Source organism: Vibrio sp. 10N.247.311.49, assembly GCF_041467655.1.
Taxonomy (GTDB): Bacteria; Pseudomonadota; Gammaproteobacteria; order Enterobacterales; family Vibrionaceae; genus Vibrio; species Vibrio crassostreae_C.
In genome coordinates this window covers 1-13,254 of sequence record NZ_JBFSVA010000011.1, presented here as the reverse complement: position 1 = coordinate 13,254, position 13,254 = coordinate 1, and the positions used below count along the sequence as shown (strand labels likewise).

Annotated in this window: 10 protein-coding genes; 2 read left to right on the top strand and 8 right to left on the bottom strand. The window is 43.7% G+C overall.

Annotated features, from left to right (window positions below; genetic code table 11):
- Positions 1–8: 8 nt before the first annotated feature.
- Positions 9–2,105 (bottom strand): TonB-dependent siderophore receptor, encoded by a 2,097-nt coding sequence (locus tag AB6E54_RS12390; protein ID WP_372106833.1) that lies wholly within the window; start codon positions 2,103–2,105, stop codon positions 9–11.
- Between the two features lie 559 nt (positions 2,106–2,664).
- On the opposite strand from AB6E54_RS12390, the gene AB6E54_RS12385 reads away from it, so the two are divergent.
- Positions 2,665–3,969 (top strand): dicarboxylate/amino acid:cation symporter, encoded by a 1,305-nt coding sequence (locus tag AB6E54_RS12385; protein WP_372106831.1) that lies wholly within the window; start codon positions 2,665–2,667, stop codon positions 3,967–3,969.
- A 184-nt stretch (positions 3,970–4,153) separates the two neighbouring features.
- Here the strand turns inward: AB6E54_RS12385 and AB6E54_RS12380 are convergent, their stop codons facing one another.
- The 3 genes from AB6E54_RS12380 to AB6E54_RS12370 all read right to left on the bottom strand — a co-directional run bounded on the left by AB6E54_RS12380 (position 4,154) and on the right by AB6E54_RS12370 (position 6,755).
- Positions 4,154–5,539, bottom strand: coding sequence for a sensor histidine kinase (locus AB6E54_RS12380; protein ID WP_017064547.1), 1,386 nt, complete (start codon positions 5,537–5,539; stop codon positions 4,154–4,156).
- Positions 5,536–6,201 carry a response regulator transcription factor gene (locus AB6E54_RS12375; RefSeq protein WP_017062555.1) on the bottom strand — a complete coding sequence of 222 codons (666 nt, stop codon included), beginning with the start codon at positions 6,199–6,201 and terminating at the stop codon, positions 5,536–5,538. Before AB6E54_RS12375 ends, AB6E54_RS12380 begins: the two co-directional genes overlap by 4 nt.
- A gap of 80 nt (positions 6,202–6,281) precedes the next feature.
- Positions 6,282–6,755, bottom strand: a complete 474-nt coding sequence (locus AB6E54_RS12370) for an NYN domain-containing protein (RefSeq protein WP_372106830.1) — start codon at positions 6,753–6,755, stop codon at positions 6,282–6,284.
- A 323-nt stretch (positions 6,756–7,078) separates the two neighbouring features.
- Here AB6E54_RS12370 and AB6E54_RS12365 point away from each other — a divergent pair, with 323 nt between their 5' ends.
- Complete coding sequence (locus AB6E54_RS12365; protein WP_372072954.1) at positions 7,079–7,576, top strand: DUF4174 domain-containing protein; 498 nt, start codon at positions 7,079–7,081, stop codon at positions 7,574–7,576.
- A 51-nt stretch (positions 7,577–7,627) separates the two neighbouring features.
- Here AB6E54_RS12365 and cobA read toward each other — a convergent pair whose 3' ends face one another.
- The 4 genes from cobA to nirB all read right to left on the bottom strand — a co-directional run bounded on the left by cobA (position 7,628) and on the right by nirB (position 12,583).
- Positions 7,628–8,404, bottom strand: coding sequence for a uroporphyrinogen-III C-methyltransferase (gene cobA / locus AB6E54_RS12360; RefSeq protein WP_017066845.1), 777 nt, complete (start codon positions 8,402–8,404; stop codon positions 7,628–7,630).
- A 328-nt stretch (positions 8,405–8,732) separates the two neighbouring features.
- Positions 8,733–9,548 (bottom strand): formate/nitrite transporter family protein, encoded by an 816-nt coding sequence (locus AB6E54_RS12355; protein ID WP_017062558.1) that lies wholly within the window; start codon positions 9,546–9,548, stop codon positions 8,733–8,735.
- A gap of 123 nt (positions 9,549–9,671) precedes the next feature.
- Positions 9,672–9,995: a nitrite reductase small subunit NirD gene (gene nirD, locus AB6E54_RS12350; protein ID WP_017066844.1), complete on the bottom strand. Its 324-nt coding sequence runs from the start codon at positions 9,993–9,995 to the stop codon at positions 9,672–9,674.
- 14 nt (positions 9,996–10,009) lie between these two features.
- A complete protein-coding gene (gene nirB, locus AB6E54_RS12345) occupies positions 10,010–12,583 on the bottom strand; it encodes a nitrite reductase large subunit NirB (protein ID WP_017071488.1) in 2,574 nt (857 codons plus the stop codon).
- Between the last annotated feature and the right edge of the window lie 671 nt (positions 12,584–13,254).

The following is a 13,254-nucleotide window of genomic DNA, read 5'->3' as shown; positions in this document are numbered from 1 at the left end:
CTAACAAATTAGTATTTTACCTGTAAAGTCGCCATGTAGTTACGGCCTTCGCCGATTACTACGTCTTCAGCAAATTGGTGGTTTGAAGATGTTGAACCGCCACCCGCTAGGTATTCTTTATCAAATACGTTCTCGACTGTTAGACGCGCTACGAAATCAAGAGAATCGTCGTACTTAAGCGTGTATGCAGCACCCATATCTACACGTGCGTAGCCGTCTTTCTTGAATGTGTTCGCGCTATCGCCGTAACGAGAACCTTCGTAGATAAGACCCAGGTTCACATCAACTTCGTTTGTTGCTGCATAGGTAGACCAAACGCTTGCTGCAAACTCAGGTACGTCTACTGGACGGTTACCTTCATATGTTTCATGGTTCGTGATTTCAGCATCTAAGTACATTGCAGAACCAGACATAGAGAATTTTTCGGAGATAAAGCCTTGCGCTGCTAACTCAGCGCCACGGTGAACTTGTTCGCCACCTTGTGTCTTCGTCCAATCGCCTGATGAAGTGTCTTCTACATCCATTGAGATGTTTTCTTGGGTAATATCAAATACCGCACCAGAAACGAATAGACGTTCGTCCATCAGCTCCCACTTAGTACCGACTTCGTAAGAAACACCCGTCGCGGCATCAAGAAGTTCGCCATCGTTGGTGTAGTTACGGCTACCGCTAGAGACAACACCTTGTGGTTCAAAGCTTTCAGAGTAAGAAGCGTAAATGCTACCGTTTGATGCCGGGTGGTAAATCACGCCAAGCTTAGGTGCTACGTTTTCTTCTGCAACGCCATCACTTACTTTACGGTCGAAACGAGCGCCCGCAAGAACTTGCCATTCGTCATTGATAGTAATCAGATCTTGAATGTAGAAACCCCAAGTATCGTAAGTGCTCATCTTGCCTAGCGATGTTGGACCCACTGACGGTGCTGGTACCGTTGCATCTGGCGCGTATTCGCCGCTGCTGAAACGATCCATACCACGGTAATAGCTGTAACCTAACCAGTTAGCGCCGAATAATAGTTGGTGCTCTGTGCCAGCAAGATCAGCGGTTGTTGTTAGATCAACGTAAGCTGTTCTGAAACGCCATTTGTCATGACGGTAGTTGCCACCTTGAGTCACGGTTCCTGTACCATCAGGATTCATGTTTGAAAAGCTTGGGTAGCTTTCCATATCAATACGTTCGAAATCTTGGTAATTGAAACCTGTTTTTAAAGACCATGTGTCAGTCAGGTTAGCAGCAATATCAAAACCTACGTTCTCAACATCGTTTTCAATCTGTGACCACTGCGCATCCCAGATATGCTTGTCGCTACCCACTCGGTTGCCGTCTAGTGTGTATAGTGCACCAGAATCTACGCTGCCTTCGTCGTTGGTCTTATCGTAGTGAACAGAAACCATTACGTCTTCAGTTACATCGTAATCAACGAATACACCACCAACAAAACGTTCTGTTTGTGGTTCAGTTCCGTCACCGTAAGTTCTCCAAGAGCCGTAGCTTTCTTTAGATAGAATCGCGCGACCACGTAGAGTTTCAGCGTCGTTCAAAGCGCCACTTACGTCTACCGTTGTACGAGAATGGTCATTAGAACCAATATCTTGGCTAACACTTACTTGCGTATCGTAAGTTGGCTTTTTGCTTACCATGTTGATCAAACCACCTGGTGCAGAAATACCGTAAAGAAGACCAGAAGGTCCTTTTAGTACTTCAACACGCTCTAGCAGTTCGATTGGTTGACGGTAGTGAGACCAATGTTGCTGGCCATTTTTAAGGAAGCCCGAAGAGCTTTCTACCGAGAAACCACGTAGAGAGAAACGTTCACGGTTACGGCTTGTACCGCCAGCACTTACACTCGCGTCATTCTTAAGCACGTCACCAAGCGTTGTTGCACGCTGTTCATCGATGATTTGCTCATCGATTACTAAAACTTGTCCCGGAGTCTCTAATTGAGTCGCCTCCATGCGCATTGCTGTTGTGTTCGTGTCGGCTTTATAACCGTAGTCACGACCTTCAACAACCATATGCTCGTCTGTTTTTACTGTTTCTGCCAATACTGCTGGTGAAGCTAATACTGCGCCGATCACTAAAGCCAATGGGCTCTTTGAAAACATGTCCTTTACTCCGCTTTTATTCTTTTAGACGAACACTTTGTTATTTATTCGATGTGTTCGCTGAACCGTTGCCGGTACCACTGAATTATTTCGGGAGTAAATATAAGTGATAACTATTACCATTTGCATTAAATTTACATTCTTTGCATTCGTAAAGTTTTGTAAAGGCCTGTCGGTGAGTCATATTTGAGGAGTTCAACAAAACCATTCAATACAAATAGTTAAGGCTCATGGGCGTAAATCGACTGGTTATCTTCACCGAATTTTTTGAAACAACGGTATTTGTTCAGTCAATTGAAGACGTGAAGATTGATAAGAAAATCATCTCTTCTTATTTACTACCTTTGAAACGACAAATTTATGTATAAAACCCTCGATAGATGTAAATTAATAGTGAATTATTTTGTTTTTATTTGTTTAATTTACACAATTATCAGTGATTTTGATCACATCTATAATTCCAAACTCATTTTTTGTTTTTCGAATTGATTATCCGACTGCTAATCTCCTGCTCACTTTGAAAAGGTATCAAAGTTATAAATAATAAGGAGTGTTCTAAATGAATACCAAGAAACCTATGTCTCTGACTGGTCGAGTAATCCTCGGTATGGTCGTAGGTATATTAACGGGATTCGCCATTCAATCCCTTTTTGCAGACAACGGATTTGTTAACAACTACATCGTTAACGGACTCTTTGAAGTGGGCGGACAAATCTTTGTCGCCAGTTTAAAAATGCTTGTTGTGCCTCTAGTCTTCGTTTCACTAGTGTGCGGTACAAGTTCTCTTAAAGACTTATCAACTCTTGGCCGTATGGGTGGCAAAACGCTTGCACTTTATATCGGTACTACTGCCGTTGCCATCACTCTAGCATTAACTATCGGTAACCTGTTCCAACCTGGAGCTGGTGCGGATCTTACTGCTGCGAGCTCTTTCAAATCAGCGGATGCCCCTTCTCTGGGCCAAGTAATCATCGACATGTTCCCAACCAACCCTATTCAGGCGATGGCTGAGGGCAAAACGTTACAAGTTATCGTATTTGCAGTGTTGTTTGGTATCGCAATCAGTGCAGCGGGCAAACCCGGTGAACGTATCGCTGCAGTTTTCTCTGATCTAAACGAAGTGATCATGAAGCTAGTTGCGCTACTAATGAACCTTGCTCCTTACGGCGTATTCTTCTTGATGGCGAAACTGTTCTCTGGCCTTGGTTTAAGCGCAATTTGGAACCTAGCAGAATACTTCTTAGTACTTGCTGGTACCCTACTTCTACACGGTTTGGTTACCTACAGTGCAATGCTTAAAGGATTCACAGGCCTAAGCCCGATTACGTTCTTACGTAAGATGGAAGATGCAATCATGTTTGCATTCTCAACGGCATCTTCAAACGCAACGATTCCAGTAACGATGGAAACGGCTAAAAACCGCATGGGCGTAGACAACAAAGTCGCTTCTTTCACAGTACCACTAGGTGCAACTGTGAACATGGACGGCACTGCAATCATGCAAGGTGTTGCGACGGCGTTTATCGCGCAAGCGTACAACATCGACCTTTCAATGGGTGATTACCTAATGGTTATCCTAACGGCGACACTGGCGTCTGTTGGTACTGCAGGTGTCCCTGGTGTTGGTCTTGTTATGCTAGCGATGGTATTGAACCAAGTTGGCCTGCCGCTTGAAGGTATTGCTCTAATCATGGGTGTTGACCGCCTTCTTGATATGATTCGTACCGCTGTAAACATCACAGGTGATAGTGCCGTATCTATCATCGTTGCTAAGTCTGAAGGCGCTCTAGACGAGTCTCGCTTCAACGACCCAGCAGCAGGTGAGAAAGAAGAAGAAGTTAAGCTAGCTCGCCAACAGGCATAGTCTCGCTTATCTTATGCTCTTGTCTTCAAGCTCAGGCGTAATTAATGGCTACGCCTAGCCCATACCAAAGCGCATAAAGAAAAACGCCACTGCAGATGCAGTGGCGTTTTTATTGGGTATCGCTTAAGTCAGTACTACTGAGTTGGGACAGTTATCAATTTAAGGTAATTATCAATAGGGAAAGCTAATCACCGATTGGGAACATCAAGTTCACTCTCAGCCCCCCACCTTCTCTATTCTCAGCAGTTACATGTCCATTCATCACACCCATCGCTTCTTTAACAATCGCAAGGCCCAGACCGTAGCCACCAGACCGTTTGTCTCTTGCTGATTCAATACGAGTAAACGGGTCGAATATACCTGCAATCTTGTTATCAGGAATACCGTCACCGTCATCTTCTACAGATATTACACTGTAACGTCTATCCATTACCTGTTCGTATGTCGTCACGACCACATGAGCGTTCTCACCCGCGTATTTAATGGCATTCCCGACCAAGTTACCAATGACTCGAAGCAGTAGCCTCTCATCAACGTTCACCATTGATATCGGCGTCTCTAGGGAACCAATCAAAGTTTGATTCGGTTTTAAATCGTTTTGCATCTGCGCGATCAACATTGAACAATAGTGCTCAAGGTGCATTAAACTTAACTTGGAGTCATAGCGAGAGGTTTCTAAGCGGCTAAATTCAAGTATCTCACCCACCAGCTTATTCATCTCTTCTGTTTCATTTTCCATTCGTTCTAGCAAACCAATGCTTTTATCATCAACCTTGCTGCGCAGCAGGTGTAGTGCGAGGTTTTGCCTTGCTAATGGTGTTCTTAACTCGTGTGAGACATCACGAATCAAACAACGTTGCTTTTCAGCCAGAGATTTAATCTCAAAGGTCATATAATCAAAATCGTGTGCAAGCTCGTTGAATTCACGCGTGGTGGAGTTCAACTCCGACACCACACTGACCGTGAAGTCACCTTGAGCCAGTCTGCGGCTCGCTTCTCTCAATCTATCCAACGGTTGCTGAAGGCTTTTGGCCATGATAATCGAGAACAGAGACAATACGACCAATGCAATCAATGCTTTAAGCATATAGGAATATGGCGCAAAAGATTTTGCGGGATGAAACTGGTGCGGTAGTTGGATAACCAGTGTTTTACCGTTATCCAGTGGTAGGCCGAAGATCGGCTTACTCACACGATCACTAAGTTGGTGATCTAACGTTCTTAAGTATTTGAGCTTAAATTCAAAATGTGGGTGCATGTGACGATGCGTGATCGGACGATTGTCTTTGTCGATGACGAACAGATAATACTGCTGAGCATTACCCCAGTCCGCGAGTTCATCCATGTCCCCTTCTTCAATCAACACATTCGCTTGGTAAGCAAGGTCGAGCATCTCCGCTTTAACCGATTCTGGCACTTTAAGCAGCGCTTTCATCAAGGCTCTTTCTGCGACACCTTGCAGAATCAAAATACTCACCAAAATGACGGTCAGGTAACTGAACAGTTGGAAAGTGAGTCCGTCTTTACGCTTAGCAATAAAATCAGGGCAACGCAGCAGTTTTTTACTCATGCTCCGACCGACTCTAGGTAACTGTAACCTTTACCACGAACGGTTTTTATATGTTGTTTAGACAAACCTGCCTGAACGAGCTTTCTACGTATATTGCTGATATGCATATCTAAATTACGATCGAAGGGACACAATTCTTTCTTGAGTACATGGATTTGCAGATCAGATTTTGAGACGACAATACCGTCATTTTTGACCAAATAATCAAGCAAGTCTTTTTCAGTGCCAGTTAATGGCAAACGAGAGAGTTGTTCACACAAGCCGTGATTAGAGGAAGCTAAAGATTGTCTTTGGCGTTCAAAACCCACTCGGCGCAAGATCACCTTAATACGGGTTAAGAGTTCAGGAACATTGAAAGGTTTAGCGATGTACTGGTCGGCGCCTGCTTGGTAGCCATCGAGCATTGAGGCATCGTCGTTAAGCGCGGTTAGCATAAGAATAGGAGTAGCAAAACGCTGACAAATACGTCTTGCTACTTGAATGCCGCTTAGGTTCGGAAGCATTACATCGAGTAGAACCAAATCGACAGGGTGAGATTGAATAAACTCAAGCGCGGATTCACCGCAATGAACAGTATCAACGTGATACCCCTCATTTTCTAACACTTCACCCAGTAATTCACACAACTGAATATCATCATCAACAACTAAAACGCGAGACATTACACATACCGATAAATAAGAACTGTTTGCATTCTAATTATCGTTATTATTGATTTCAATTATAAAGTGCCCGATTTCCTCTATAGAAGAAAATCTTTTTCAATCGGTACAAATTTTGATGCAGAATCGATAAGATTTTGAGCAGTAAACCCGGGAACACCATACACTTCAACAGGCTTGCCAAAGCGCTCTTTGATTCGCTCTACAAGGATTTCGAAATCACCGTCTCCTGATACCAAAACAATCGTATCAACCGTCTCAGCAAGTTCTATCGCGTCTAACGCAATACCCACATCCCAATCGCCTTTTGCACTGCCATCTCGACGCTGAATAAACGGCTTTAACTTCACATTAAAGCCCACACCACGAAGGATATGATGAAATTGACGCTGCTTTGGATCTTGGCTTGAGATTGCGTAAGCATTAGCTGCAATAACGTTACGCCCTTCCGTGGCAACATACCAAAACTGGTTATAGTCGAAGTTAGAACGGTATTTGTCGCGCGTCGTGTAGTAAACGTTCTGAACGTCGACCAAAATTGCTATGTTTTCCATAAATTCATACCTTTAGATTTTCCGTATACCCTATTCTATTCAATTGTAAAATGCGAGTCGCTTTACTCAATAAAAATGAACCTGCCAGCTATCGTTAACGTAAATCTAATATCTTTAGCGTAAAGCTAAGTGTCTTTACGTAATCCTAACTATGCTTATTGTAAGTGGATTTGTTTTGAGCGTTTCTTAGGTGGTTCTGATCTTCACCTTCTTCTTTACGTAGCGTTCAAATCGTACTCAGGCTTAGAGTTTTTAAAGGGAGGTTGGCAATGCTGCACCGACAAACACACAATTCGATCGTAAGCATCGACACAACCAAAGCGATGCAAACTTTAAATCAACCATCAAACTCTGGTAGTTGGTTTAGTTTGCTTAAACTACTGACCATCAGCACGTTAATAATCATGAGCTTAACCATCAATTCAGTACTCGCCTACCCCGCTTATTCTCACTCAAAGCCTTTGCCACACCGCAGTGTGATTTATTTCGCTCCAAAGGAAGATTCAATCGTTAAAGAGTTTCTGAATGAAGTGTTGCTCAATAACTGTCAATTGGACGAACGGGATGTCGTCATTATGGTTATTGCTGAGAGTGGTTACACAGTCCCAACTTGGTTAGAAGAAGAGTTTAACTTAGAAGCAGTCACCAGTATTTACGAGATCCCGAAAGGATCACATACCGCTGTTTTGATTGGTAAAGACGGGAAAGAGAAGCACCGATGGAGTGGCAAAACAGATTGGAAACAGATCACCAATATCATTGACGAAATGCCGATGCGCCAACAAGAAATGCAGCGACAAGGCAGCCGCTGCAGTATTTGATTCTTGATGGACTCAGTAGTGGCTTAGAGATCCAATTAGAAGGTCAAACGATCAAGCTTGTTTGTTAAACCAAGCAAGTTTTTCATGGAGCTGAGCCACGCTGCCTACAACAATCAGCGCTGGGCTCTTTGCGACGCTCGCAAGGTCAGCTAAATCACGTAACCCACCTCTAAACACCTTTTGTTCTTGGCGTGTACCGTTTTCGATGATCGCAACTGGCATGTCAGCTCGCATACCATTATCGAGTAGATTCTTCTGAATGTTCGGACTCTCTTTCAAGCCCATGTAAAACACGATGGTATGGTTGTGCTGAGCAAGAGATTGCCAGTCAATATCTTCGCCATCTTTCTTCAAGTGACCTGTAATAAACTGCACGCTTTGTGCATGATCACGGTGCGTCAACGGAATGCCCGCATAAGCCGTTGCTCCGGCAGCAGCTGTGATGCCCGGAATCACTTCAAATCTCACGTCATTCTCAGCTAACGTTTCACACTCTTCACCACCACGACCAAAGATAAACGAGTCACCACCTTTTAGACGCACTACGTGTTTGTTCTCTTGAGCTTTGGTCACTAATAGTTGGTTGATCTGATCTTGCGGTACGCAGTGATGATCGAGCTTTTTGCCCACATACAACATTTCCGCTTCTGGATTAGCCATCGCCAAAATATCTTTTGATACCAAACGGTCATAAACCAACACGTCTGCTTGTTGAATCACTCGTGCCGCTTTTAACGTAAGTAAGTCTGGGTCGCCCGGACCTGCACCTACTAATGAAACAAATCCTGTGTTTCCTGTTTTAACATTCGATGGCGATACTTCTGACATGCTTTGCTCCGAAAGTTAGCTTGTTATATTTCAAGCTTAATTCTGTATGACGATTCATCGTTATATGAATCACCAATATCCCTACTTCTTAGACTATCAGTTGTTGCCATAAAACTTTACGATTAATTCTAATCAAGATAGAAGTTTATATAACAAAACAATCTATTACGTTGGAAAACCCTGACATTTGCACCATCATCAAGCACACATTGCTCGCCTTAGGTGCACGGTTATCAAAGTAGAGAGTGTTAAGATCAAAAAAACCCCAAATCAACAGCTTGGGGCTTAACACACATTATTAGTTGCTCATTAACCTAGAACTATCTAATTACTTAGCGCCTAGAGAAGGAGCTGTTTTAGCATGAGTTAGGTATAGAGGAACACACGTCATTAATAGACCACCAACGATGTTACCTAAGATTGTTGGGATAAGGTTGAAGTTCAACCATGTCGCGATACCAAAATCAGCGCCAAGAATCATACCTAGTGGGAATAGGAACATGTTTACCACTGTGTGCTCAAATACGAGTGCGAAGAAGATGAAGATTGGGAACCACATCATTGCTACACGGCCAGATACTGTGCGTGCAGTCATGTTGCCAATCACACCTAGACATACCATAAGGTTACAGAAGATACCGCGTACGAAACACGTGATCCATCCGTCCATACCCATGTTTTCAAAACCTAGGCTACGACCTGTAGAAACAGCAATGAACTTTTGAGCAACAGCGTTTGGTTCTAAAGAGAAGTTACCCGTTAGTGATACTGCAACAAGGAAAGCAACAATCAAAGAACCGATAAGGTTACCAAGACCAACAATACCCCAACAACGTAGGATACGACCCCAAGTAATACCTGGGCGGTTGTCGAATTTCGCTAAAGGTGCAAGGCCGAATACGCCAGTTACTAGGTCATAACCCATTACACTTAGAATGACGAAGCCAACTGGGAACACAAGTGCGCCAACAAGGCCAATACCGGTTTGAACCATTGCTGTAATAGCAACAACAACCGCTAGAGAAAGGATGATACCAGCCATAGTGCTTCGAATCAGAAGATCGCGAGTACTTGTTTTCGTTTTCGCTTCACCCACATCAATCATCGTTTGAACGAATTCAGCTGGTTTGTAATCAGGAGACATAAGGTTGTCCTTAAAAAGTTTAAATTAAAAGTTAAAATTGGATAGGAAAAGGCTCTAGTTGCCGAGTTAAGGCAATATCGAGAACTAGAACCCTTGAACTATCAAATCTTACTCATCCAAAGATTAAGCAGAGATTTCTACAGCACCTTTGGTAACACGAGCTTTGTACGCTTTGACGTTGAAGTTCTCGTCTTCCATGCACGCACCGGTTGTCAGGTTGAAGCGTTGTTTCTTAAGTGGACTTGCCACCCAAAGCTCTTCTTTGTGCTCAACAATCAAGCCACGTGATAACACGTTAGACTGGAAGTAAGGGTCTGTGTTGCTAATCGCGAATACTTCTTCAGCTTTCGTTGGGCGGAATACAGCTACTTGCTCACCACCAACCAACGCACAAACACCTGTACCTGGGATAATGTCTTCGATCTTACAAACTTTGGTAAATGCCATGATGTCGTCTCCCCTTAAACAGATTCTACGTGAATGATGTCGCCCTGATGCTTTGAAGTAATGGCTTCAGGGTGTTTCTCAGTGAATGTCGCAGGACGGTGTTGTTCACGGCCATCATCAACAAACACAACGTTTTCATCACGGTCATCAGCATTGATGAAGTGTGCAAAGCGTTTAAGTTGAGCTTCATCGTTGATAGTGTCTGTCCACTCACAAGCAAAGTTATCTACTAGGCCAGCAATGTCAGTTTCAAGTTGGTCATTGATACCAAGCTTGTTGTCTACAATCACTTCACGTAGGTAATCAACACCACCTTCTAGGTTGTCCATCCATACCGAAGTACGTTGTAGTGGCGCAGCCGTGCGGATGTAGAACATCATGAAACGGTCGATGTACTTGATTAGCGTTTCTTGGTCTAGGTCGCTTGCCAGTAAGTCTGCGTGACGAGGTTTCATACCACCGTTACCACATACATACATGTTCCAACCTGCGTCAGTCGCAATAATACCTAAATCTTTACCTTGAGCTTCAGCACACTCACGAGTACAGCCAGACACACCAAACTTCATCTTATGAGGAGTACGGATGCCTTTGTAACGGTTCTCGATCATCACGCCTAGGCCAACTGAATCTTGAACGCCGTAACGACACCAAGTAGAACCTACACATGTTTTCGCCATACGAAGTGCTTTTGCGTAAGCTTGACCCGTTTCGTAACCTGCAGCGATTAACTTCTTCCAGATTGCTGGTAAGTCATCTTTCTGAGCACCAAATAGGCCGATACGTTGTGCACCTGTGATCTTGGTGTACAAGTTGTATTCAGCAGCAACATCAGCAAGAACGCTTAGTGCTTGAGGTGTTACTTCACCACCCGCCATACGAGGGATTACAGAGTAAGTACCGTCTTTTTGCATGTTACCTAGGAAGTTGTCGTTGGTATCGTGCAGCTTCACTAATTCAGGCTTAAGGATGTGTTCACCCCAGCAAGAAGCAAGGATAGAACCTGCTAGAGGCTTACATACTTCACAGCCGTAGCCTTTACCGTATTTCTCTAATAGCTCATCGAACGTTTTGATTTCTTCGATGCGAATTAGGTGGAAAAGCTCTTGGCGAGAGTATGCAAAGTGCTCACACACGTCGTTCTTCACTTCAACACCAGCTTTAGCAAGTTCAGCGTTTAGTACTGAAGTCACTAGTGGAATACAACCACCACAACCAGTACCTGCGCCTGTTACTGCTTTGATATCACCGATTGTGTGGTGACCTTCAGCAACCGCTTGAGCGATCTTGCCTTTAGTCACATCGAAACAAGAACAGATAACAGCAGACTCAGGAAGAGAATCCGCGCCAAGTGTTGGCTTTTCAGCACCAGCATGAGCAGGAAGAATCAATGCATCTGGGTGTTCTGGTAGGTCGATTTCGTTCAGCATAAGCTGTAGAAGATCACCGTAGTCAGACGTGTCACCAACCATTACTGCACCAAGCAGCTTCTTGTTGTCTTCAGAAACGATTAGACGCTTGTAAACTTCTTGTTCTTCGTTTTGGTAAACGTAGCTCTTACAGCCAGGAGTACGACCGTTCGCATCGCCGATAGAGCCTACTTTCACGCCCAAAAGCTTAAGCTTCGCAGACATGTCAGCACCTTCAAATGTGCTTTCGTTACCAACAACGTGGTCAACCGCTACCGTTGCCATTTTGTAACCAGGAGCCACTAGGCCGTAGAACGTTTGGTTCCAAGACGCACACTCACCGATTGCGTAGATGTCTTTGTCTGTCGTTTGACAGTGATCATTAATCTCGATACCGCCACGTGGTGCAATACCCAGCCCCATTTGACGAGCAAGTTTGTCTTGTGGGCGAATACCAGCAGAGAATACGATGAAATCAGTTTCTAGCTCAGTACCGTCTGCAAAGCGCATTACGTTACGAGCTTCAGTGCCTTCAGGAGCAATCTCAAGCGTGTTCTTACTTGTATGTACGTTAACGCCCATACGTTCGATTTTTTGACGAAGTTGGTTACCACCCGCTTGGTCAAGCTGCTCAGCCATTAGCTTTGGAGCAAACTCAACAACGTGCGTGGTTACACCAAGAGCTTTTAGTGCGCCTGCAGCTTCAAGACCAAGCAAACCACCACCAACAACCACACCAGATTTAGAATTCTTAGCGGTTGCTTCGATAGCTTTCAAGTCTTCGATTGTGCGGTAAACGAAACAGTCTTTACCTTCGTTACCTTTGATTGGCGGAACGAATGGGTATGAACCTGTAGCAAGGATTAGCTTGTCGTATTGAATTTCACGACCAGTACTTGAGTAAACTGTTTTCTTTTCACGGTTAACGTTAATAGCACGCTCACCGATCAGCATGTTGATGCCGTGTTTCTCGTAGAAGCCTTCTTTAACTAAAGAAAGTTCGTCCGCAGTATGGTGTGAAAAGTAAGAAGAAAGGTGTACACGATCATAGGCTACGCGAGGCTCTTCACAGAAGACTGTGATGTCCATGTTAGCAACGTCTGTCTTCTCGACTAAATCTTCGATATAGCGATGGCCGACCATCCCGTTACCGATTACGACTAGCTTCATCTTGCTCATAAGAATTCCTGAAGGTTATATATTTCTTAACTGAGCGAATAATGAATTATGAAAGAAAATGAAAATATGATGTAAATCAATTACGAAATCGAACTACCCTAAAGGGGTAGGACAAAAGAGGTAGATCTGCTGATTTATCATACGAAGCAAACGAATAACCGTAGGTTTAATAAGGTTTAGCGGGGTTTTATATACACTTTCGTGCAGTAGATAAGATGTTGTAAAGTTTCACAATAGGTTAGCAGTAACACAAGTAAATGACAATCATTTTCATTTGTGGTCATAATAAGTGTAATAACTCATGAAAGCGTTACAGGATCATGAGCAACTATGTATAAATATGAAGAATTTAATGACGCAAAAGACAGTCGCCCTTTTCCATTCCCCACTCATTCCACTCACAAACGGCGCAATTGGTTAACAGATGCTGTTGGTTGTTTAGCAAATGATAGGTTTACATAAGGAAAAGACCGGCACAAAAGTGATCTGATATAGCTTGTTCCTAGTGGTGCTACTGATTAGAGAGCATACGTGGAAGTTTGAACATAGCATGAGGGTTTAGAATTTCAGATAGCAAAAAGGCCAGCATTTCTGCTGGCCTTTCAACTTTGAATAGTGGAGGCGCCTCCCGGAGTCGAACCGAGGTCCACGGATTTGCAATCCGCTGCATA

What these genes read in the sequence shown, in the direction of transcription:
- AB6E54_RS12390 (WP_372106833.1), bottom strand. Translation starts at nt 2,105, where the DNA reads ATGTTTTCAAAGAGCCCATTGGCTTTAGTGATCGGCGCAGTATTAGCT.
- AB6E54_RS12385 (WP_372106831.1), top strand. Translation starts at nt 2,665, where the DNA reads ATGAATACCAAGAAACCTATGTCTCTGACTGGTCGAGTAATCCTCGGT.
- AB6E54_RS12380 (WP_017064547.1), bottom strand. Translation starts at nt 5,539, where the DNA reads ATGAGTAAAAAACTGCTGCGTTGCCCTGATTTTATTGCTAAGCGTAAA.
- AB6E54_RS12375 (WP_017062555.1), bottom strand. Translation starts at nt 6,201, where the DNA reads ATGTCTCGCGTTTTAGTTGTTGATGATGATATTCAGTTGTGTGAATTA.
- AB6E54_RS12370 (WP_372106830.1), bottom strand. Translation starts at nt 6,755, where the DNA reads ATGGAAAACATAGCAATTTTGGTCGACGTTCAGAACGTTTACTACACG.
- AB6E54_RS12365 (WP_372072954.1), top strand. Translation starts at nt 7,079, where the DNA reads ATGCAAACTTTAAATCAACCATCAAACTCTGGTAGTTGGTTTAGTTTG.
- cobA (WP_017066845.1), bottom strand. Translation starts at nt 8,404, where the DNA reads ATGTCAGAAGTATCGCCATCGAATGTTAAAACAGGAAACACAGGATTT.
- AB6E54_RS12355 (WP_017062558.1), bottom strand. Translation starts at nt 9,548, where the DNA reads ATGTCTCCTGATTACAAACCAGCTGAATTCGTTCAAACGATGATTGAT.
- nirD (WP_017066844.1), bottom strand. Translation starts at nt 9,995, where the DNA reads ATGGCATTTACCAAAGTTTGTAAGATCGAAGACATTATCCCAGGTACA.
- nirB (WP_017071488.1), bottom strand. Translation starts at nt 12,583, where the DNA reads ATGAGCAAGATGAAGCTAGTCGTAATCGGTAACGGGATGGTCGGCCAT.